The 21017-nt window shown below is 67.5% G+C and carries 16 protein-coding genes and 1 tRNA gene; 8 read left to right on the top strand and 9 right to left on the bottom strand.

The annotated features are described in order from the left end of the window. The first annotated feature begins 102 nt into the window (after positions 1-102). Entirely contained in the window at positions 103-1332 is a 1230-nt protein-coding gene (locus AC5RUP_RS05650) for an ROK family transcriptional regulator (protein WP_494158356.1), read from the top strand. A gap of 552 nt (positions 1333-1884) precedes the next feature. On the opposite strand, the gene AC5RUP_RS05645 is transcribed toward AC5RUP_RS05650, so the two are convergent. Both AC5RUP_RS05645 and AC5RUP_RS05640 read right to left on the bottom strand, forming a co-directional pair. After that, positions 1885-1957: transfer RNA gene (locus AC5RUP_RS05645), tRNA-Arg, on the bottom strand. A 17-nt stretch (positions 1958-1974) separates the two neighbouring features. Beyond that, entirely contained in the window at positions 1975-2631 is a 657-nt protein-coding gene (locus AC5RUP_RS05640) for a hypothetical protein (RefSeq protein ID WP_494154174.1), read from the bottom strand. 96 nt (positions 2632-2727) lie between these two features. Here AC5RUP_RS05640 and pcrA point away from each other — a divergent pair, with 96 nt between their 5' ends. The 5 genes from pcrA (at position 2728) to AC5RUP_RS05615 (ending at position 9740) form a co-directional block, all read left to right on the top strand. Beyond that, the gene (pcrA, locus tag AC5RUP_RS05635; protein ID WP_494154173.1) at positions 2728-5124 is read left to right on the top strand and encodes a DNA helicase PcrA; all 2397 of its coding nucleotides are present in this window, start codon (positions 2728-2730) and stop codon (positions 5122-5124) included. A 76-nt stretch (positions 5125-5200) separates the two neighbouring features. After that, positions 5201-6247, top strand: a complete 1047-nt coding sequence (locus AC5RUP_RS05630) for a mechanosensitive ion channel family protein (protein ID WP_494158355.1) — start codon at positions 5201-5203, stop codon at positions 6245-6247. A gap of 215 nt (positions 6248-6462) precedes the next feature. Beyond that, the gene (gene sucC / locus AC5RUP_RS05625; RefSeq protein ID WP_494001753.1) at positions 6463-7626 is read left to right on the top strand and encodes an ADP-forming succinate--CoA ligase subunit beta; all 1164 of its coding nucleotides are present in this window, start codon (positions 6463-6465) and stop codon (positions 7624-7626) included. 18 nt (positions 7627-7644) lie between these two features. Then, positions 7645-8565, top strand: a complete 921-nt coding sequence (gene sucD, locus AC5RUP_RS05620; RefSeq protein WP_494069387.1) for a succinate--CoA ligase subunit alpha — start codon at positions 7645-7647, stop codon at positions 8563-8565. Between the two features lie 119 nt (positions 8566-8684). Further along, positions 8685-9740 carry a zinc-dependent alcohol dehydrogenase family protein gene (locus AC5RUP_RS05615; RefSeq protein ID WP_494158354.1) on the top strand — a complete coding sequence of 352 codons (1056 nt, stop codon included), beginning with the start codon at positions 8685-8687 and terminating at the stop codon, positions 9738-9740. 63 nt (positions 9741-9803) lie between these two features. Here AC5RUP_RS05615 and AC5RUP_RS05610 read toward each other — a convergent pair whose 3' ends face one another. The 3 genes from AC5RUP_RS05610 to AC5RUP_RS05600 form a co-directional block, all read right to left on the bottom strand. Continuing rightward, positions 9804-12287 carry a GcvT family protein gene (locus tag AC5RUP_RS05610; protein ID WP_494158353.1) on the bottom strand — a complete coding sequence of 828 codons (2484 nt, stop codon included), beginning with the start codon at positions 12285-12287 and terminating at the stop codon, positions 9804-9806. Positions 12288-12429: 142 nt separating this feature from the next. Next, on the bottom strand, positions 12430-14340 hold the full coding sequence (locus AC5RUP_RS05605; protein WP_494153685.1) for a BCCT family transporter: 1911 nt from the start codon (positions 14338-14340) through the stop codon (positions 12430-12432). 31 nt (positions 14341-14371) lie between these two features. Then, the gene (locus tag AC5RUP_RS05600) at positions 14372-14722 is read right to left on the bottom strand and encodes a bifunctional 3-phenylpropionate/cinnamic acid dioxygenase ferredoxin subunit (RefSeq protein ID WP_494001748.1); all 351 of its coding nucleotides are present in this window, start codon (positions 14720-14722) and stop codon (positions 14372-14374) included. A gap of 247 nt (positions 14723-14969) precedes the next feature. On the opposite strand from AC5RUP_RS05600, the gene AC5RUP_RS05595 reads away from it, so the two are divergent. After that, complete coding sequence (locus tag AC5RUP_RS05595; protein ID WP_494153686.1) at positions 14970-16175, top strand: NAD(P)/FAD-dependent oxidoreductase; 1206 nt, start codon at positions 14970-14972, stop codon at positions 16173-16175. A 48-nt stretch (positions 16176-16223) separates the two neighbouring features. Continuing rightward, positions 16224-17366, top strand: coding sequence for an aromatic ring-hydroxylating oxygenase subunit alpha (locus AC5RUP_RS05590; protein WP_494153687.1), 1143 nt, complete (start codon positions 16224-16226; stop codon positions 17364-17366). Positions 17367-17406: 40 nt separating this feature from the next. Here AC5RUP_RS05590 and AC5RUP_RS05585 read toward each other — a convergent pair whose 3' ends face one another. The 4 genes from AC5RUP_RS05585 to AC5RUP_RS05570 all read right to left on the bottom strand — a co-directional run bounded on the left by AC5RUP_RS05585 (position 17407) and on the right by AC5RUP_RS05570 (position 20968). Next, on the bottom strand, positions 17407-18216 hold the full coding sequence (locus tag AC5RUP_RS05585) for an IclR family transcriptional regulator (protein ID WP_494153688.1): 810 nt from the start codon (positions 18214-18216) through the stop codon (positions 17407-17409). A gap of 61 nt (positions 18217-18277) precedes the next feature. Beyond that, positions 18278-18700, bottom strand: a complete 423-nt coding sequence (locus tag AC5RUP_RS05580; protein ID WP_494153689.1) for a cupin domain-containing protein — start codon at positions 18698-18700, stop codon at positions 18278-18280. Positions 18701-18785: 85 nt separating this feature from the next. Continuing rightward, positions 18786-19610, bottom strand: a complete 825-nt coding sequence (locus AC5RUP_RS05575) for a creatininase (RefSeq protein WP_494153690.1) — start codon at positions 19608-19610, stop codon at positions 18786-18788. Between the two features lie 104 nt (positions 19611-19714). Next, on the bottom strand, positions 19715-20968 hold the full coding sequence (locus AC5RUP_RS05570; protein ID WP_494133657.1) for a M24 family metallopeptidase: 1254 nt from the start codon (positions 20966-20968) through the stop codon (positions 19715-19717). Positions 20969-21017 lie beyond the last annotated feature (49 nt).

Here is a 21017-nt window from a genome sequence, read left to right as displayed (position 1 = left end):
GGGCCGCGCCGGAAGGGTGGCCGCGTGGCGGGTGTGGTCCGCCCGCTCAATGACTAGAGTTGCTCTGGGTCCCACACGTCGAATGAGTGGAAAGCGGGTGCAATGCAGCGCGGAACCAACCTGGGCCGCCTGGGCGGCTACAACCAGGCCGTGATCCTTAACGCCATTCGACGTGCCCGCGGGGGAATCGCCCGGGTGGAACTGGTGGAGAGCACCGGGCTGTCTCCGCAGACCATCTCCAACGTGGTGCGCCGGCTGGTGGACGAAGGCCTGGTGCGCGAGGACCGCAAGACCGTCAGCGGGCCCGGCAAGCCGCGCACAGTTCTGCAGCTGGAACTTTCCAGCCGGCTGGCCATCGGCATCCACCTCGACCCCGTGGTCATGACCCTGGTCATGCTGAATCTCGACGGCGAGGTGGTGGCGCGTGCCCGGCACGACGTGCCCGCCGCCGGCCAGCCGGACGGGATGGCCGCCGCCATGGCCGCCGCGGCGGAGGCGCTCATCGCCGCTGCCGGAATCGAACGCCACCGCATCCTGGGCATCGGGCTGGCCGCGCCCGGGCCGATCGACGCGGCCGAAGGGATGGTGGTGGATCCGCCGATGATGCGCGAGTGGACGTCGGTGCCGCTGCGCGAACCCCTGCGCGACCTAACGGGCCTGCCGGTGCTGATGGACAAGGACACGACGGCCGCGGCGGTGGCGGAACTGTGGGCCAGCGGACGGCGGGAGCCGGAGAACTTCGTGTTCGTTTACCTGGGCACGGGCCTGGGCGCCGGCATCGTGCTCGACGGACAGGTGCTGCGCGGCGCCTCCAGCAACATCGGCGAGATCGGTCATTTTCCGGTGGAGGCGGAGGTCCCGCTGTGTGACTGCGGAAAACGCACCTGCGTGGGCATGGCACTGAACTTCGGCACGCTGTTCCGGCAGGCCGTGGAGGCCGGCGTCTTCCCGGCCGACGCCGAGCTGGGGGACCGGCACCAGGCCACGGAAAGGATCGTCACGCTCTGCCGCATGGCCAGCGAGGGGGAGCCGGCGGCCGCGGCGATCATCGGACGGGCCGCCGGGTTGCTGGGCGGATCCGTGGGCCAGGTGGCCAACATTTTGGACGTGGACCGGGTCATCTTCGGCGGCCCGCTGTGGGACGGCCTGGACGAGCTCGCGCTGCCCATCCTGCGGGAGGAGATCAACAAACGGTTCGTCTCGCGGGCGATCCATGAGGTTGATGTGGTTTCGTCCCCGCTGGGCTTCGAGGTGGGGGCCATCGGCGGCGCCTGCTTGGTGTTGGATGATGCTCTCTCGCCCAAGGCCAGCGGGCTGATCCTGGGCGGCTAGCCGGGACGCGGGCAGGGGAGTGCTTCACTACGCGGTCGCCGTCGCGCTTCCCACCCCGACGGGCAGAGCCGTGCTGCACCATCAGACGGACGCCGTACTGCGTCCCACTATGCGGGTGGCGGTCCCGCTTCCCCCAACTGCCGGCGTCATCTAGCCGGGTACGCCGCGCCACAACCGTCTCACGAGTTGCTTTATTAAATCCAATCGATTTAGATATAGGGTGACGGCAGTGCCTGGAGTACTCACGCTTTGGGAAATGAACGGTCCCTTCAGCGGCCTACGTGCTTCAGGGGAACGGCTCGGCCGTCGGCCAACAGGTGGCGGGAAGATGCTGCTGGCTCCGGCGAACGGGAAGACCCGGAACCAGCGGTCCCAGCTGACAGGAATTTCCGGCCGCTCTGGTGGAAGGCACTACAGCCGGCTACCGTCTGTGCTTCCGTGGGGGGTTGCACAGGCGGCGGTCGGCTGCCCCAGTTAACGGGCGCCTGCACGTGTCCGGGCACGCCGCCCGCACGTTTGCCTGGCATTTTGCCGGCAGGCCCGGCAGTGAAGTGCCCCCGGGCAGATTCGAACTGCCGACACCCGCTTTAGGAGAGCGGTGCTCTATCCCCTGAGCTACGGGGGCAACGCCAAAAGCTTAGCTTAAACGGCGCCGCCCGCCGGTGCGGCTGCTGAGCCTTCGGCCGGCCGGGGTTTGCGGGTAAAGACCGCGACGACTGCGGCGACCAGGCTCAGCCCGAACAGGACGGACTTGGCGACGGTGAGAAAGCTCGCGAGTGACGCGTCGCCGACCGGGTCCGTGGCCAGCATGGCGTCGACGGCGAGGTTTTCCCCCAGATCCGCTGCCACGTAAAGCACGACGACGGCCCAGGCGAGCCAGCGCCAGCCGAGGCGGCGGATTTGCTGCCCCAGCAGGATCAGCCAGGTGAAGCCGAACAGCAGCGGGAAGATGGTGTCGGCGGTTTTGTGCCAGTAGTTGTATTGCCCGGCACCGTCTTCGCCGAACGCGGTGCGCACCTGCTGGACGTACTCGGTGGAGTATCCGCCGATGAGCGTGTCCGGCATGGCCAGCCCCCCGGTCAGCTGGGAGAACTGCGGCATCACCAGCAGGAACGAGTAGCCGAACAGAAAGGCCGAGGCAGCGGCCCCGGCGATGATGATCAGGTTCGCGTTGCCGGCAGCGCGCTGGGGAGACCGGGTGCCGCCGGGAACGGCAGGCCTCGCGACGGCACTGCTGCCGGGGGCTGGGGCCGCCGCCGCACCGTGTTTCTTCGCGCGCTGTGCTGGGGTTTTGGACATACAACTATTATGCCGGGGCACTCCTGCGTCGGCCGTTGGCGGAAGTCGCCGCCGGCGTCCCGCAGTGTCGGTGGTGGCTAATAGACTTAGGGCACCATGGATTTCCTCACCGACCCGGCGTTCGACCCGCATGTTGCCTCTCCGCCCGCTCCGCATGTGCCCGGAGCCGAAGAGCTGCTCTCGGGGCTGAACCCGCAGCAGGAAGAGGCGGTCAAGCATGTCGGCTCCCCACTGCTGATCGTCGCCGGTGCCGGATCCGGCAAGACACGGGTGCTCAGCCACCGCATCGCGTACCTGCTGGCGACACGCCGCGCACGGCCGGGAGAAATCCTCGCCATCACCTTCACGAACAAGGCCGCCGCGGAGATGCGGGAGCGGATCGAGTCGCTGGTGGGGGACCCGGCCAAGCGGATGTGGATTTCCACGTTCCACTCATCCTGCGTGAAGATCCTGCGCCGCGAGGCCAAGCACGTGGGACTGAACTCCAACTTCTCCATTTACGATTCCGCCGACACGCTGCGGATGGTCAGCCAGGTGGCCAAGGGGCTGGACCTGGACCCGAAGCGCTTCCCGCCCAAGTCCATCCAGCACAAGATCTCGGCGCTGAAGAATGAACTGATCGACGACGAGTCCTTCGCCTCCAGCGCCAACTATTCGGATCCGTTCGAGCAGGCGGTGGCCTCGGTCTACACCGGGTACACCCAGCGGATGCGCCAGGCCAACGCCATGGACTTCGACGACCTGATCGCGCAGGTGGTGTTCATTTTCCAGGCGTTCCCGGCTATTGCCGACTCGTACCGCCGCCGGTTCCGCCATGTGCTGGTGGACGAATACCAGGACACCAACCATGCCCAGTACCGGCTGGTGCGCGAGCTGACCCGGGAGTCCGAGGACGGGTCGGTGCCGGCCGGCGAGCTGACGGTGGTGGGCGACTCCGACCAGTCGATCTACGCCTTCCGCGGGGCCGACGTGCGCAACATCGTCGATTTCGAGAAGGACTACGCCAGCGCGCGCACCATCCTGCTGGAACAGAACTACCGGTCGACCCAGACCATCCTCACCGCGGCCAACTCGGTGATCTCCCGGAACCCCGACCGCCCGGCCAAGCGGCTCTGGACCGCCGAGGGCGACGGCGAGAAGATCATCGGCTACGTGGGCGAGAACGAGCACGACGAGGCCCGCTTCATCACCGGCGAGATCGACCGGTTGCAGGACTCCGAGGGGATCCGCCCCGGCGACATCGCCATCTTCTACCGGACCAACGCCCAGTCCCGTTCCATCGAGGACCTGCTGGTCCGGGTGGGGCTGCCCTACAAGGTGGTCGGCGGCACCCGCTTCTACGAACGCAAGGAAATCAAGGACGCGCTGGCCTACCTGCGGGTCCTGGCCAACCCGGACGACGTCGTTAACCTGCGCCGCATCCTCAACGAACCGAAGCGCGGGATCGGCGACCGTGCCGAGTACGCCGTCGCGGCGCTGGCGGAACGGGACCGGATCTCATTCATGGAGGCGCTGCGCCGTGCCGAGGAGGCACCCGGCATGGCCACCCGGTCGGTGAACGCGGTCGCCGGCTTCGTGAAGCTCATCGACGACCTGGCCGAGGTGGCCGCTGGATCCGGCGCGGCAGCCGCGCTGGAGGCCGTGCTGGAGCAGACCGGCTACCTGGCGATGCTGCGCCAGAGCAGCGACCCGCAGGATGAATCCCGCGTGGAAAACCTGGCCGAACTCGTGGCCGTGGTGCGCGAGTACGAACGGGACAACCCGGAAGGGTCGCTGTCCGAGTTCCTGGAACAGGTGGCGCTGGTGGCCGACGCGGACCAGGTGCCCGACGCCCCGGACAGCGAGGCGGCTCGGCTGGCCCAGGACCAGGGCGTGGTGACGCTGATGACGCTGCACACCGCCAAGGGCCTGGAGTTTCCGGTGGTCTTCCTCACCGGCATGGAACACGGAATCTTCCCCCACCAGCGCTCCATGACCGACCCGACGGAGCTGGCCGAAGAGCGCCGGTTGGCCTACGTGGGCCTGACCCGCGCCCGCCAGCGGCTGTACCTGACCCGGTCCGAGTCGCGCAGCATGTGGGGCCAGAGCCAGTTCAATCCGGCCAGCCAGTTCATCGAAGAGGTGCCGGCCGAACTCATTGACTGGAAACGCGAAGGCACGGCCCGCCCGACCTTTGCCTCCGCGGGCAGCTTCGGCTCCAGCCGCTACTCGGGATCGCACTGGGGCGCCGGGACGTCGGGCAGCCAGGACATCAGCAACATGAGGGGATCGGCGCCGTCGATCACCAGCGCTAAGACCCGGGCCGGACGGGTGCAGCCGCAGAAGGAAGTCATCGCGCTGTCCATCGGCGACAAGGTCAACCACGCGAGCTTCGGCAACGGGACGGTCCTGGGCCTCGAAGGAGCCGGCGACAAGACGGTGGCCAAGGTGAAATTCGATGCCGGCGAGAAGCGGCTGCTGCTGCGTTATGCGCCGCTGACCAAGATGGGCTGACCCCCGCTGGGAGATGCGCCACGTTTGCGACGGTGCATTTGGCAGCGGCGCGACGGGGCGCTTACCGTTCTTATCCATGGACCACGTGGACATTAGGACTCTGGAACGGCTGGCAACCCCCGATTTTTGGCTTGACAAGCCGCTGCGCGTTTCGCTGATCCTGCTGGGTGGATTCCTGCTGAACATTGTGCTGCGGATGGTGATCAAACGCGTCACCGGAAAGATCGCCGACGGCGAGACCGCCAAGCTGGACAAATTCGACCCTGCGGCGCCCAAGAACACGAAAGACCCGCGCTACTGGCTGATTCAGGACTCGCCGATCGCCGCGGTTCGCCGGGCACAGCGCTCGAAGACGATCGGATCGGTGCTGCGTTCGATCACCACCATCGTGCTGGCCACCCTCACCGTCCTGATGGTGCTCACGGAGCTGGAATTCAACCTTGGCCCGGTACTGGCCAGTGCCGGTATTGCCGGCGTCGCCATCGGCTTCGGCGCACAGACCCTGGTCAAGGACTACCTGTCCGGGCTGTTCATGGTGGCCGAAGACCAGTACGGCATCGGCGACGTGGTCGACTTGGGCGAGGCCTCCGGCACCGTGGAGTCGGTCGGTCTGCGGGTCACCCAGGTGCGCGCCGTGGACGGCACGCTGTGGCACGTTCGCAACGGGGAGATCCTGCGGGTGGGTAACTCCTCCCAGGGCTGGGCGCGGGCCGTGCTGGACATCCCCGTGCCGTACGACTCCGATGTGGAGAAGGTCTCCGAGTTGATCCTCAAGACCGCCATGGAACTGCGCATGGACGAGGACAACCGCAGGCTGATTTTGGACGATCCGGAGGTCTGGGGTGTGGAAGCACTGACCGGCGAATCCGTGGTGATCCGGCTGGCCATCCGCACGAAGCCGTTGGAACAGTGGGCAATCGCGCGCAAGATGCGGGCCCGCCTGAAGGAAGCGTTGGCCGAGGAAGGCCTGCGCATTCCGTTGCTGAACCAGACCGTGATCAGGGGCAGCGCACCGGCAGCAGCCGCAGCGCAGGGCGGGGGAACGACCGCCCAGGACGGGGACACCGCCGCCCAGGGCGGGGAGGCCGCCGTCGTTCCTCGCGAAGGCAGCGGCAAGCGGTGACGGCGCCGATACCTCAAAACCGGGTACTTCTACAAGTCGTAGAAGTGTGCCCTTGGCCACTAAAGCGGTACTCTGGGACCGGCGCCCGAGGCCAAAGGGGCTAGAGTTCCCCATGGAGCACTGCAGGCAACCGCAGCCGTCCGTGGTCACCGCCACGGCCAACCGCGGATGCCGCTCCGAGTCAGAAACGACTTCGACGTAGAAGGACACAACCCGTGGACCTGTATGAATACCAGGCGCGCGATCTCTTCGAGGCACACGGAGTACCCGTGCTGGCTGGAATCGTTGCGTACACCCCAGAAGAAGCCAAGGCAGCTGCTGAGAAAATTGGCGGCGTAGTTGTCGTCAAGGCTCAGGTGAAGGTCGGAGGCCGCGGCAAGGCCGGTGGCGTCAAGGTCGCCAAGACCCCCGACGAGGCATACGAGTACGCCTCCAACATCCTCGGCATGGACATCAAGGGCCACACGGTCAAGAAGGTCATGATCGCGCAGGGCGCCGACATCGCCGAGGAGTACTACTTCTCCGTGCTGCTGGACCGCGCCAACCGCAACTACCTGGCCATGTGCTCGGTGGAGGGCGGCATGGAGATCGAGCAGCTGGCTGTGGAGCGCCCGGACGCCCTGGCCAAGGTTGCCATCGACCCGGCCGTCGGCATCGACCAGGCCAAGGCCGACGAGATCGTTGCCGAGGCCGGCTTCGCCGAAGACCTTCGCCCGAAGGTCGCCGAGGTCATCGTCAAGCTCTGGGACGTGTTCATCAAGGAAGACGCCACCCTGGTGGAGGTCAACCCGCTGGTCAAGACCGGCGCCGGCGACATCGTCGCCCTGGACGGCAAGGTCTCGCTGGACGAGAACGCCTCCTTCCGCCAGCCCGGCCACGAGGAGCTCGAGGACAAGGACGCCGCGGATCCGCTCGAGGCCAAGGCCAAGGAACTGGACCTGAACTACGTCAAGCTCGACGGTCAGGTTGGCATCATCGGCAACGGCGCAGGCCTGGTCATGTCCACCCTGGACGTCGTCGCCTACGCCGGCGAGAAGCACGGCAACGTCAAGCCCGCCAACTTCCTGGACATCGGCGGCGGCGCCTCGGCCGAGGTCATGGCCGCCGGCCTGGACGTCATCCTCAACGACGAGCAGGTCAAGAGCGTGTTCGTGAACGTCTTCGGCGGCATCACCGCCTGCGACGCCGTGGCAAACGGCATCGTCAAGGCCCTGGAAATCCTGGGCGAGAAGGCCAGCAAGCCGCTGGTCGTCCGTCTCGACGGCAACAATGTCGACGAAGGCCGGCAGATCCTGCTCAACGCCAACCACCCGCTGGTCACCCTGGCCCTGACCATGGACCAGGGCGCCGACAAGGCCGCCGAGCTGGCCAACGCCTAAGGACCGAGGAACTAAAACATGTCTATCTTCATCAACAAGGACTCGAAGGTCATCGTCCAGGGCATCACCGGTGGCGAAGGCTCCAAGCACACGGCACGCATGCTGCACGCCGGCACCAACATCGTTGGCGGTGTGAACGCGCGCAAGGCCGGCACCACCGTCACCCACGGCGAGAAGACCCTGCCGGTCTTCGGCACCGTCAAGGAAGCCGTCACCGAGACCGGCGCCGACGTCTCCATCGTCTTCGTCCCGCCGGCCTTCACCAAGGACGCCGTGGTCGAGGCCATCGAGGCCGAAATCGGCCTGGTCGTCGTCATCACCGAGGGCGTGCCGGTGCAGGACTCCGCCGAGTTCTGGGCGCTGGCACAGTCCAAGAAGGACTCCGACGGCAACCAGATCACCCGCATCATCGGCCCGAACTGCCCGGGCATCATCACGCCCGGCGAGTCGCTGGTGGGCATCACCCCGGCGAACATCACCGGCAAGGGCGGCGTGGGCCTGGTCTCCAAGTCCGGCACACTGACCTACCAGATGATGTACGAGCTGCGCGACCTCGGCTTCTCCACCGCCATCGGCATCGGCGGCGACCCGGTCATCGGCACCACCCACATCGACGCCCTGGCCGCGTTCGAGGCCGATCCGGAAACCAAGGCGATCGTGATGATCGGCGAAATCGGCGGCGACGCCGAGGAGCGTGCCGCCGAGTACATCAAGGCCAACGTCACCAAGCCGGTCGTCGGCTACGTGGCCGGCTTCACCGCGCCCGAGGGCAAGACCATGGGCCACGCCGGCGCCATCGTCTCCGGCTCCTCCGGCACGGCCCAGGCCAAGAAGGAGGCCCTCGAGGCCGCGGGCGTGAAGGTCGGCAAGACCCCGTCCGAGACCGCGCACCTGCTGCGCGAGGTCTACCCGGACCACGAGGAACCGTCCAACCTCTAGGCCCTTCGCCTACGGCACCGAAGCCCGCCACCTGCGCAAGGTGGCGGGCTTCGCCCGTTCCCGGCTGCCGCGGCGGCCCGGTTAGGCTGGAAAAGCACCACCACTGCACAGGAGGTTTTATGCGCGCTGCCATCATCCACGGACCGGGCGACATCCGGGTCGAGGAACGCCCCGACCCGGAAATCCTTGCCCCCACCGACGCGATCGTGCGCGTGAGCGCCACCTGCGTCTGCGGCTCCGATCTGTGGCCCTATCGCGGCATCCGCGAGCCGGGCAGGCCGCATCCCATCGGCCACGAACTCATCGGCGTGGTCGAGGCCACCGGCGACGCGGTGCAGGCGCTGTCCGCCGGCGACTTCGTCATCGCCCCGTGGGCCATCAGCTGCGGCGAGTGCCCGCCCTGCCGCAACGGCGTGCAAACCTCGTGCGAACGCCGGGCCAGTTGGGGAGGCCGGGACGAGCACGGCCTGCCGGTTGACGGCGGGCAGGGCGAAGCCGTGCGGGTCCCCCACGCGGACGCCACGTTGGTTGTGGTGCCCGGCGTGACCGAACCGGGGGAGGAGCTGGCGAAGAGCCTGCTCACGCTCTCCGACGTGATGGGGACGGGACACCACGCTGCCATCAGCGCCAAGGTCGGCCCGGGACGCACCGTCGTCGTCGTGGGCGACGGCGCCGTCGGGCTGTGCGGGGTGCTGGCGGCCCGGCGGCTGGGCGCCGAGCGGATCATCGCGATGTCCCGCTACGACGACCGGGCGGCACTGGCCCGCGAATTCGGGGCGACCGACGTGGTGGCGGAACGCGGGAAGGCCGCAGCCGAAAAGGTCAAGGGGCTGCTCGGCGGCGTGCTGGCCGACTCCGTGCTCGAATGCGTGGGCACGGCGGAGTCGATGGACCAGGCGTTGCGCTGCACCAGGCCCGGCGGTTCCGTCGGGTTCGTAGGTGTCCCCGCCGGCGGCGCCGAACTGCCCATCGGCGTGCTGTTCTCGAAGAACATTTCCGTCGCCGGCGGCGCCGCGCCCACCCGCGAATACCTTCCGGAACTCCTCGAGGACGTCTTGTCCGGGAAGATTAACCCCGGCAAGGTCTTCGACGCGGTCATGCCCCTGGCCGACGCCGCGGAAGCCTACCGTGCCATGGACGAACGCCGCGCCATCAAGGTGCTGCTGCGGCCCTAGCCGCGGCGGTCTTCCCGTCGGCGCGGACGGCCGGCCGCGCAGGCGCCCCGTCGGCGCCGACGGTCAGCCGCGCAGGCGTTCCATGCCGGGGTCGACCAGCGGCTCGGCGGCGACGGTGGCCGGGATGCGGCGGCCGAAGTATTCGATCTCGACGCCGTCTCCCTCCGCGATGTCCGCAGGGAGCCACGCGTACGCCACCGGCCGGCCCACCGTGTAGCCGAAGGCCGCGCTGGTGACGTAGCCGGACGGGACGTCGTCCACGTACACCGGCTCCTTGCCCAGCACCACCGACCGGCCGTCGTCGATGGTCAGGCAGCGCAGCCGGCGGGCCGGAGCGCCCGCGGCGGCCAGCGCGGCGGCGCCCACGAACCCGCCCTTGTCGGCCTTGACCGCAAACCCGAGGCCCGCCTCCTCCGGCGTGTGCTCGGTGGTCACGTCGGTGCCCCAGAGCCGGTAGCCCTTTTCCAGCCGCAGGCTGTTGAACGCGGCCCGGCCGGCGGCGATAATCCCGAGCTCCTGCCCGGCGTCGAACAGCGCGTCCCAGAGCCTGAGCCCCTGATCGGCCGTGGTGTACAGCTCCCAGCCCAGCTCGCCCACATAGGAGAGCCGCATCGCGGTGACGGAGAGGCCGGCAATACGGACCTGGGCCGTGCGGAAGTACTTGAGCGAGTCGTTGCTGAAGTCGTCGCTGCTGACCTTGGCCATCACGCCGCGCGCCAGCGGGCCCCAGAGCCCGATGCAGCAGGTGCCGGCGGTAATGTCCCCGACCCGGACCCACTGGGCCGGGTCGGCCTGCGATTGCGCGGCCGCCTCGCCGCGCAGGTACTCGTAGTCGGCGTTGTTGTTGATGCCGGCCTGGAACCGCTCCGGCGCCAGCCGCGCCACCGTGATGTCGCTGCGGATGCCGCCGCCGGAATCCAGCAACAGGCAGTAAGTCACCGCCCCGGGTTTCTTGTTCAGCTGCCCGGTGCCCAGCCGCTGCAGCAGGGCCAGGGCTCCCGGCCCGGTCACCTCCACCCGCTTCAGCGGCGTCATGTCGTACATGGCGACGGCGGTGCGCGTCTTCCACGCTTCGGCGGCGGCGATGGGGGAGTGGTAACGGGCGGCCCAGGCGTCGCGCTCCGGTTCCCGCCAGTCCTGCGGCAGCGCCGCCAGCAGCGCCGCGTTGGCCTCATACCAGTGCGGGCGCTCCCAGCCGCCGGATTCCAGGAAGACCGCGCCAAGCTCTTGCTGGCGGCCGAAGAAGGGGCTGGTGCGCAGGTTCCGCGGGGATTCGCGCGGTTGCAGCGGGTGCAGCACGTCGTAGATCTCCACGAAGTTCTGCTGCGACGTCTCGCTGATGTATTCGGGGGCCAGCTGGACGTCTTCGAACCGGCGCACATCGCATTCGTGCAGGTCCGTCTGCGACCGCCCGTCCACCAGCAGTTCTGCCACTGCCTTGGCCACACCCGCCGAATGGGTGACCCAGACGGCTTCGGCCAGGTAAAAGCCGGCGATGTCCGGGGACTCCCCGATCACAGGGCCGCCGTCGGGGGTGAAGGAAAAGACGCCGTTGAAGCCGTCGGTGATGCCCGCGCCGCGGAGCGCCGGCAGCAGCCGCTCGCTTTCCCGCCAGGACGGTTCGAAGTCCGCCGCCGTGAAATCCAGCCGCGACGGCATGCGGTCGTCGGAGACGTCCGCCGGCGCGACAGCCGGCAGCCAGTCCAGGTCCACCGGCATGGGCCGGTGCGCGTAGGAACCGATGCCCAGCCGGTCGCCGTGCTCGCGGAAGTACAGGTCCTCGTCCTGGTGGCGCAGGATCGGCAGCCGGGCACCGTTGGGCAGTTCGTTCCGGCCTGCCAGCGCCGGCAGCGCCGACGTCTTGACGTACTGGTGCGCCAGCGGAAGCAGCGGCACCGTCATGCCGGCCATGGCGCCGATCTTCGGCCCCCAGAAGCCGGCACAGCAGACCACGACGTCGGCGGGCACCCGCCCGGTGTCGGTCTCCACCGCGGTGACCCGTCCGCCGTCGTGCTCAATGCCCGTCACGGTGGTGGAACCGCGGAACTCGACGCCGGCGGCGGAGGCGCGGGCGATCAGCAGCCGGACGGCGCGGGCCGCGAGGGCCAGCCCGTCGGAGGGAATGTGCAGGCCGCCGAGCACGTTGCCGGCCGGCAGCAGCGGATGGTGCTTTTCGCATTCGTCCGGATCGATCAGCCGGGCCTCCACGCCCCAGGAGGCGGCGAAGCCGGCCCTGCGCTTGAGCTCCTCGAACCGGGCGGGGGTGGTGGCCACCTCCAGCCCTCCCACCGGGTTGAAGCAGGAGGTGCCGTCGGCCGTGAGCGAGCGCATTTTGCCCACGGTGTAACGGGCGAATTCGGTCATGGTCTTGGACGGATTGGTCTGGAAGACCAGTCCGGGTGCGTGCGAACTCGACCCGCCGGCCAGATGCAGCGGGCCCTGCTCCAGGACGGTGACGTTCGTCCGGCCGCGGGCGGCCAGTTCGTCCGCCAGATTGGCGCCGACGATCCCTGCTCCGATGATGACGATGCGCGGGGAAGTGCTCATGCGGTAATGCTCCTTCAGGTAGCAGGGCGGGGCAAGAGATGCGGGGCCATGCGTTTAGATGTGGGGCCATGCGTTGTGGGGGTGGCGTTTGGGGCGGCGGGCGTCCGGTTGCCCGGGCCGCCCGCCGCAGGGCTAGGGCTGCCTAGGCGGGCGGCGGAGCGGCGGCCGGGCACTTCCCTTCGGGACACGTGTCGTCGCATTCGTGCCTGGTGACCAGGTCGAACCTGCTGCCGCCGTGCAGGCCCACCCCGGAACGGATGGCGCGCTCCACCACGGAGTCGGCGAGCCGCCGGCGCAGCGCCAGCGGGTCACGGCGCAGGTCTTTGGCCAGCGCAATGCACATCAGCAGCATCACCAGGACGAACGGCAACGCCACCACGATGGTGATGTTTTTAAGCCCGTTCAGGGCCTCGGCCGGCTGGTCCCCGCCGGCCAGCAGCATCACCGCGGCGACTCCGCCGGTCAGCGCACCCCAGAAGATCACGACGCCGCGGGAGGGCTCTTCGGCCCCGTTGGAACTGAGCGAAGCCATCACCAGCGAGGCCGAATCGGCGCCCGTGACGAAGAAGATCCCCACTAGCACCATCGCCAAGATCGCCACCGCGCCGGCCAGGATGTTCGGCAACGGCAGGTTTTGCAGCAGATCGAAGAGTGCGCCGTCGAAGGAGATGGTCGGTTCGCCGTCGACCATGTCCACCAGCCCGTCGCCGGCATCCGGTGAGGCGTCCGCCGCGGCCTGCACGCCGAAGCTGGCGCCGCCGAAGATCGCGAACCAGGCGACGCTCACAACGCTCGGCACCAGCAGCACGCCGGTGACGAACTGGCGGATGGTGCGGCCGCGGCTGATGCGGGCAATGAACATCCCGACGAACGGTGTCCAGGACACCCACCAGGCCCAGTAGAACACCGTCCAGCCGGACATCCAGCTGCGCAGCGCCTCGTCCCCCACCGCTTCGGTGCGGGAGGCCATCTCGGCCAGGTCGCGGGCGTAATCTCCGACGGCGGCCGGCACGAGGTTCAGGATGAACAGCGTGGGCCCGGCCAGGAACACGATCAGCGCCAGGACCACGGCCAGCACCATGTTGATGTTGGCCAGCCACTGAATGCCGCGGCGGATCCCGGAGACGGCCGAGGCGATGAAGCAGGCCGTGAGCACGGCGATGATGACCACGAGCACGCCGGTGGCCAGCTCTCCCACCCAGCCGTTGAAGGCCAGGCCGCTGCCGATTTGCAGGGCGCCGAGGCCGAGTGACGCGGCGGTGCCGAAGAGGGTGGCGAAGATGGCGAGGATGTTGATGAACTTCCCGGCCGGTCCCTCCACCGTCTTGCTGCCGAACAGGGACGTGAAGATTGCCGAGATCAGCTGCCTGCGGCCCAGCCGGTAGGTGCCGTAGGCCATGGCAATGCCGACGACGGCGTACATCGCCCACGGATGCAGCGTCCAGTGGAACAGCGAGGTGGCCATCGCCGTCTGGATTGCCTCGGGCGTCTGCCCGTCGACGGTGCCGGGCGGCGGGGCGATGTAGTGGTACATCGGTTCTGCCACGCCGTAGAACATCAGGCCGATGCCCATGCCGGCGGCGAACATCATGGAGATCCAGGAGATGGTGCGGAACTCCGGCTTCTCGCCGTCCTTGGACAGCGGGATGTTGCCGAACCGGCCTATCGCCAGCCACAGCACGAAAACCACGAAGAGCGAGGCCAGCAGAATAAAGAGCCAACCGGTATTCTCCATCACCCAGTTCAGTACGGTGACCGAGGTGCTGCCGAGATGCTCGGTGGCGAGGAAACCCCAGGCTACGAAAGCGACGGCGAGGGCGCCGGCCACGGCGAAGACCGTCTTGTCCAAGCCTCCGCTCGTCCGCTGGCGGCCCGCCAGCGCCTGCTCGTTCTCGCTCTCCCGAAGCTCGGCCAGGATCCGGGTGTCCTCCTCGGTGTCCGCTCGATCCGGCGGCGCATTGGCCGGTCTGTCGGAGGGCTCCCGGGCCAGCACCCGCTGCACCTCGTTGTCGGGTGGGCCATCATCAACTGCGAGATCGTTGTTTACTGACATCTGGTTCCTTTGGTGGATGACGAAGGCCCGGCTACACGAACCCGTCGACCTGCAGGCCGGGCGGGAGATTCGGGGCCTCTTCTGATTCCTGGACCATGATGATGCCGTCCACGACGGAGACACCGTGGACGCGGACCGGGAGTTTTGCCGGCGGCGCGTCAACGACGCCGGTGCGCAGATTGAACTTCGACGCGTGCAGCGGGCACTCGACTTCGCAGCCCTCCACCCAGCCGTCCGCAAGCGAGGCGTCCTGGTGGGTGCACGTGTCGTCAATGGCAAAGAGTTCGCCCTCTTCCGTGTGGAAGACGGCGATGGGAGGCGAGGTGTCCAGCCGGATGGCGTCGCCGGGGGTTAGCTGGCTTAAAGGGCAGGCCTGATGCATGGGGCGCCTTCTTTCGCAACGACACAGCGTGCCAAGTTCCGTCATGAACAACGGTGTTCACGATAGGCAACAGTGTGCCCGGTCACATTTCAATGTCAAGGGTTTGGGCAAATTCTTTTTTGCGGGTCCTTACCCCTTGACACACGCGGCATCCGACCTCACGCTGTTTCACATAGCGCGTCGAGTTGCGTCAGGCGCTGCTTGTTTTGGAAAAACGTGGACCCTCCTGCCGTGAAAGGCCCTATCGATGCAGACCCTTGTTGTCATCGGAGCTTCGCTGTCTGGGCTTTCTGCCGCCCGGGCGGCACGCAGCCAAGGTTTTGCCGGCCGACTGATCGTCGTTGGAGACGAAGTGCATCCGCCCTACGACCGTCCGCCGCTGTCCAAGGACTTCCTGGCCGGCCGGATCTCGGAGGCGGACCTGGCGCTGGTCGCCGGGGACGACGATTTGGCCGCCGAATGGATTTTGGGTGTCAAGGCGGTAGGCCTCGACCCGGAGTCGATGACCGTATCGCTGAGCGACGGACGGAGCCTCGCCGCGGACGGAGTGGTCGTGGCCACCGGGTCCTCCGCCCGGGTGCTGCCCGAAGTCCATGGCTGCGCGAACGTTTTCACCCTCCGCACGTTGGACGATGCCCGTGCGCTGCGCGGCCAACTGCTTCCCGGCCGGAAGATGGTTGTGATCGGGGCAGGCTTCATCGGCGCCGAGACCGCTTCCACCGCGCGCGACGCGGGCCTGGACGTCACCGTGGTGGAGCGGTCGGCTGCCCCTCTGTCCGGCGCCCTGGGCGCCGAGATGGGTGCGGCCGTCGCCGGGCTGCACTCGGCCGGCGGGGTGGAGATGCTGTGCGGCACGGCTGTCCGGTCCTTCCAGACCAGCGGCGAAAACGTCAGCCACGTGGTGCTCGACGACGGGCGGGAACTCCCCGCCGACATCGTCTTGGTGGGCATCGGCGGGCAGCCGAACACCGACTGGCTGCTCGGCTCCGGCATCGAGCTGGGCAACGGCGTGCTCTGCGACTCGGTCGGCCGCACCAGTCTCTCCTCCGTGGTGGCCGTGGGCGACTGCGCGGCCTGGTGGAATCCGCGCGCCGGGGCGCACCAGCGGGTTGAGCACTGGACCGGGGCCTTGGAGCAACCGGCCGTCGCAGTGGCAGCGCTGTTGCAGGACACCGCGGCCCTGCCGCCGGTCAACCCGCCCTATTTCTGGTCCGACCAATACGGCGCGCGCATTCAGTTTGCCGGCCACGTGCACGGCCACGATCGGGTTGAGATAGAGCACGGCTGCCTCGAAGACAACAGCTTCCTCGCCGTCTACTACGCCGGGGCCGACCCCGTTGCCGTGCTGGGGGTCAACCAGGTCCGCCAGTTCACCAGGTGGCGCAAATTCCTTAACCGGGAAGCCGAACGGCACCTGGACGTCCCTTCGGGCGAATTCGCCACCGCATCCTGAGCAACGCCCCCATTCTCCCGCCGCGAGTTCTGTACACAAGGAGTACCCATGACCGCTGAGATCGTCTCGGATAGCCTGATCGCCACCCTGCCCGGCCATACCTATGTTGACGACGACGTCTTCCGGGCCGAGCAGGAACGCATTTTCGAGCAGATGTGGTTCTGTGCGGTCAGGTCCGCCGACTTGGACAAGGCCGGTGCCTACCGGACCGTGCAGGTCGGCCGCGAATCGGTCATCGTGACCCGCAACCGCAAGGGCACCGTCCGTGCGTACTACAACATCTGCCGGCACCGCGGCGTCAAACTCTGCATGGAAGAGAGCGGGGAAGCGGGACGCTCGTTCCAATGCCCCTACCACGCCTGGACGTACGACTTCGATGGCAAGCTCATCGCGGCGCCCAACCTCACCAAGATGCCGGACATCGACCGGCAAAAGTACGGGCTGGTGGACGTCCCGGTGCGCGAATACCTGGGCTACGTGTGGTTGTGCCTCGCGGAGGAACCGCCGTCGTTCGACGACGATGTGGTGGGGGCCATCGAGGAGCGACTGGGCGACGCCGGCGCGATCGACGGCTACGACATCGCCAACCTCAGCCTGGGCCGGCGGATCAGGTACGACGTGAAGGCCAACTGGAAGCTCATCATTGAGAACTTCATGGAGTGCTATCACTGCGCGACCATCCATCCGGAGCTGACGGAAGTGCTGCCGGAGTTCGCCGACGGGCTGGCCGCGCAGTACTTCGTGGGCCACGGCGCCGAATTCGGCGACGACGTCAAGGGCTTCACGGTGGACGGCTCGGAGGGCCTGGAACGGATTCCGGGCATCGCGGAGGACCAGGACCGGCGCTATTACGCCGTCACGATCAAACCCACGGTCTTCGTCAACCTGGTGCCGGACCACGTGATCATCCACCGGATGTTCCCGCTGGCCGCGGACCGGACCGTGGTCGAGTGCGACTGGCTGTATATGCCCAGCGTGGTGGAAGCGGGGAAGGATCTGACGGCCTCGGTGGAGCTCTTTCACCGGGTGAACCAGCAGGACTTCGACGCCTGCGAACGCTGCCAGCCGGCGATGGGATCAAAGATTTACGCCAACGGCGGCGTGCTGGTGCCCAGCGAACACCACATCAGCGCGTTCCACGAGTGGGTCACGGCCCGCCTGGCCCGAGAGCCCGCCGCCGTCGCCAAATGACAGCCGGGCGCCGCCGTCGTCATGGGGTAGCCGGCGGCGGTCAGCTGTCCCGGGAGTGGCCCATCCGGGCGCTGATGTCCTGCCCGGCCTGCTTGATGTCCTCGACCAGCCCGTTAATCTGCTCGGGCTTGAACCGGAAGGCCGGGCCGGAAATGCTGACGGACCCGATGACGGTTCCCAGGTGGTCCCATACCGGAACAGCAATGGAATTCAGGCCGATCTCGAATTCTTCCTCGACGACGGCGTAGCCCTGGGCGGAGACCTGGAGCAGCTCCTTTTCCAGTTTCTGCCGGGAGGTGATCGTGTTCGCGGTCTGCGCCGGCAACCGGGTTTGCTTCACGATCTTGAGCCGGTCTTCGGATGTGAGCCCCGCCAGCAGGACCTTACCGCTGGAGGTGGCGTGCAGGGGCGTCAGGCTGCCGATCCAGTCGGACGTCGCCAGAGTGGAGGTACCCCGGGCCTGGTCCACGTTGACGGCATAATTGGAACGCAGGACCGCCAGGTTCACGGTTTCCTTGTACTGTTCCGCCAGTCGCTCCAGCACCGGGCGGGCCTCGCGCACCAGGCTCAGGTTCCCGGGGATCGAGTTCGCGAGCCGCAGGATGCTGAAGCCGAGCTGGTATTTGCCGCGCTCGCTGTTCTGCTGCACCATGCCGCGCTGGTCCAGGGATGCCAGCAGCCGCGAGGCGGTGGACTTGTGCACGCCCATTTCGTCGGCGATGTCGCTGACACCGGCGGCGCCACGACGGGCCAGGATCTCGAGCACGGTGATGGCGCGGTCCACAGACTGCACACCACGGTTCAGGTTCTCCGGCGACGCCTCGTCGTCGAGCTCTTCAGGATCGGCCATAGGACCATAATCTCATTGCCGGCCGGGACGTGGCGCCGCCGGGGCAGGACATGTAGCGTTGTCAGTCCGACGTGGCCCCGGGGGAGCGGGCGGCCCGGGCGGCACGGTGTGAACCGAAGGACGAGTAGTCGGCTGCGCCGGGTTCTCCCCAGACCACGAGCACCCGCAGCGGTCCGCTGCCGGTGTTTGCCAGATCGTGCTCGGAACCCACCGGGGCGAGCACGGCATCACCGGCGTGGAGTTGGTGGACCCGGCCGTCCACGGTCATCCGGGCGGTTCCCTCCATCACCACGTAGAGTTCTTCGAGCGCGCGGCCGCCCGCTGGATGGGAGTGCATCCCTTCCGTCCCGCCCGGCGGCAACTCCCAGGCCTGAACGGCCACGGGCAGGCGTGACTGCTCCTGGAACAGCCACTGCATCTTCACCGGGGCGGTGCCTTCGTGGAGGTTGTAGTCAAAGGCGAAGTCGCCGCGTCGTTCCAGCATGCTGTCTCCCTTCAGCGACGGAACCTGCCGGGCGCTCAAGCAGACGCGCAGGGTAGGCGTGCAGACGCGCACGATGGGCGTGGTCCTACAGTGCCGGGACGGATTCGGGGCTGGCGGCGCCGACGTGCCGGGCGGTGGGAGAGAACTCGCGGGACAGCGCCGCAGCCATGCCGGCCGATGCCCGTTCGAGGAGGATTCTGCCCTTGGCAGCGGTCGCGTCGGCTGCCGAGGACAGGCAGCCGGAGGCCGGTGTCAGGTCGGGGTTGACGGGCAGGACATCGTAGTTCGGCAGGACGGCGGGGGGAGCGTCGACGACCTTGTCCATGCGGACGCGCTCCGGGTAGAGGTGAAGCATGAGCGAGGTTTCCAGCACGCCGCCGTGCTCCAGGTCCCAGCCGGTGAAGCCGTCCGGGTACAGCTCGCTGATGGTCCGCTCGTCAACGAAGTCCCAGTAGGAGAGCAGCACCACCTTGACGTCCTGGACGCCGCTTTGGTGCAGTTCGCGGAGCGCCAGGTCGACGCCTTCGTACAGGAACTGGTAGTTCTCGAAATGGCCGTTAATAAAGGCAATGTTCCGTGCGCCGTGCCGGGCGAATTCCAAGGTCAGCGTCTTGGCGATGGAAATGACCGTCGCCGCGTCGAGGCTGGTGGTGCCGGGGAGGTGGTTGCCGCCGCCGGAGCGTTGCTGGGACTTGTACCCGTAGACGACGGGAGCGGCGACAACACCACCGATGGACGACGCCGTCGCGCCGGCCAATGCCGTAGATAGCAGAACATCGACGTTGAGCGGCATATGCGGTCCGTGCTGCTCAATGGAGCCGACCGGGATCAGCACGGCGGCGTTGTCTTCGGCGATGCGTTCCCGATAGGTAAAGGCGTCGAGTTCTTCCATGTACACGCTGGCAGGCATGCTTGCTCCAAACGATCGTTGTGCGGCTCATGCGCGATGGGCGGTGGATTTAAGGTGGTGCTGCCGGGGGCGGGACCGGACGGCCCCGCCCCCGGCAGGTCTGGTCAGGCCTGGATGATGTTGTGCTCCGGACCGAAACCAAACTTGGTGATGTTTTCCACGCTGTCTTCGCCGATGACGAGGATGTCGTGTTCGCGGTAGCCGCCGGCGCCGGGTTCGCCGTCGGCGACGGTGATCATCGGCTCCATGGAAACGACCATGCCCGGTTCCAGGACGGTGTCGATGTCCTCGCGCAGTTCCAGGCCGGCCTCGCGTCCGTAGTAGTGCGAGAGGACACCGAACGAGTGGCCGTACCCGAAGGTGCGGTTAGCCAGCAGCCCGTGGCCGATGTAGATCTCGTTCAGCTCGGCGGCGATGTCCTTGCAGACGGCGCCGGGCTTGATCAGTTCCAGCCCGCGGCGGTGGACCTCCACGTTGATGTTCCACAGTTCGAGCGAGCGCTCGTCCGGCTCGCCCAGGAACAGGGTCCGCTCCAGCGCCGTGTAATAACCGGAGGTCATCGGGAAGCAGTTCAGGGAGAGGATGTCACCGCGCTGCAGCTTGCGGGTGGTGGCCCAGTTGTGGGCGCCGTCGGTGTTGATGCCGGACTGGAACCAGACCCAGGTGTCGCGGACCTCCCGGTGGGGGAAGGTGCGGGCGATTTCGTGGACCATGGCCTCGGTGCCGATCAGCGCCACCTCGTACTCGCTGATGCCTTCGCGGATGGCGGCCTTGATGGCCTCGCCGCCCAGGTCGCCGATGCGGGCGCCGTGCTTGATGACCTCGATTTCCTCGGCCGACTTGATCATCCGCTGCCGCATCGCGTCCTGGGAGACGTCGAGCAGTTCGGCGCCGTCGAAGGCGGCCTGGATGCGCTGACGGGTCATCAACGGCAGGGCGTCGTCCTCCACGCCGAGGCGGCGGGCGCTGACGCCGCGCTGGCGCAGGGCCTCCTGGAGGCCGAAGTAGAAGTTGTCGCGCTTCCAGTCCGTGTAGACGATGTTCTCGCCGTAGCTGGTACGCCACGGCATGCCGGCGTCGATGTTGGCGGTGACCGTGACCGAGTCGTCCGCGGTGACTACCAGGGCGTAGTTGCGGCCAAACGTCGTGTACAGGAAGTCCGAGTAGTACTTGATGCCGTGGTAGCTGGTCAGGATGACCGCGTCGAGCTCCTTGGCGGCCATGATGGAGCGCAGGCCGGTCAGGCGACGTTCGAACTCCGCATCGGAGAAGGTCAGTTGCTGTTTTTCTCCGTTGTGCAGGACCTTCAGTCGCTCGAGTTCGGAAACGCTGTTGGCTGAGCTGGGGGCGATGGTCATGGATACTCCTTAGTGCGGTCGTACGTGGGACGTTGTGGTGTGGACACGT

The organism is Arthrobacter sp. Y3223151, from assembly GCF_059091125.1.
The sequence above is the reverse complement of the archived record's forward strand: the minus strand, read 5'-3'. Positions and strand labels throughout refer to the sequence as shown.

What these genes read in the sequence shown, in the direction of transcription:
- AC5RUP_RS05590 (WP_494153687.1), top strand. Translation starts at nt 16,224, where the DNA reads ATGACCGCTGAGATCGTCTCGGATAGCCTGATCGCCACCCTGCCCGGC.
- pcrA (WP_494154173.1), top strand. Translation starts at nt 2,728, where the DNA reads ATGGATTTCCTCACCGACCCGGCGTTCGACCCGCATGTTGCCTCTCCG.
- AC5RUP_RS05575 (WP_494153690.1), bottom strand. Translation starts at nt 19,610, where the DNA reads ATGCCTGCCAGCGTGTACATGGAAGAACTCGACGCCTTTACCTATCGG.
- AC5RUP_RS05605 (WP_494153685.1), bottom strand. Translation starts at nt 14,340, where the DNA reads ATGTCAGTAAACAACGATCTCGCAGTTGATGATGGCCCACCCGACAAC.
- AC5RUP_RS05585 (WP_494153688.1), bottom strand. Translation starts at nt 18,216, where the DNA reads ATGGCCGATCCTGAAGAGCTCGACGACGAGGCGTCGCCGGAGAACCTG.
- AC5RUP_RS05630 (WP_494158355.1), top strand. Translation starts at nt 5,201, where the DNA reads ATGGACCACGTGGACATTAGGACTCTGGAACGGCTGGCAACCCCCGAT.
- AC5RUP_RS05580 (WP_494153689.1), bottom strand. Translation starts at nt 18,700, where the DNA reads ATGCTGGAACGACGCGGCGACTTCGCCTTTGACTACAACCTCCACGAA.
- AC5RUP_RS05595 (WP_494153686.1), top strand. Translation starts at nt 14,970, where the DNA reads ATGCAGACCCTTGTTGTCATCGGAGCTTCGCTGTCTGGGCTTTCTGCC.
- AC5RUP_RS05650 (WP_494158356.1), top strand. Translation starts at nt 103, where the DNA reads ATGCAGCGCGGAACCAACCTGGGCCGCCTGGGCGGCTACAACCAGGCC.
- AC5RUP_RS05610 (WP_494158353.1), bottom strand. Translation starts at nt 12,287, where the DNA reads ATGAGCACTTCCCCGCGCATCGTCATCATCGGAGCAGGGATCGTCGGC.
- AC5RUP_RS05615 (WP_494158354.1), top strand. Translation starts at nt 8,685, where the DNA reads ATGCGCGCTGCCATCATCCACGGACCGGGCGACATCCGGGTCGAGGAA.
- sucD (WP_494069387.1), top strand. Translation starts at nt 7,645, where the DNA reads ATGTCTATCTTCATCAACAAGGACTCGAAGGTCATCGTCCAGGGCATC.
- AC5RUP_RS05570 (WP_494133657.1), bottom strand. Translation starts at nt 20,968, where the DNA reads ATGACCATCGCCCCCAGCTCAGCCAACAGCGTTTCCGAACTCGAGCGA.
- AC5RUP_RS05640 (WP_494154174.1), bottom strand. Translation starts at nt 2,631, where the DNA reads ATGTCCAAAACCCCAGCACAGCGCGCGAAGAAACACGGTGCGGCGGCG.
- AC5RUP_RS05600 (WP_494001748.1), bottom strand. Translation starts at nt 14,722, where the DNA reads ATGCATCAGGCCTGCCCTTTAAGCCAGCTAACCCCCGGCGACGCCATC.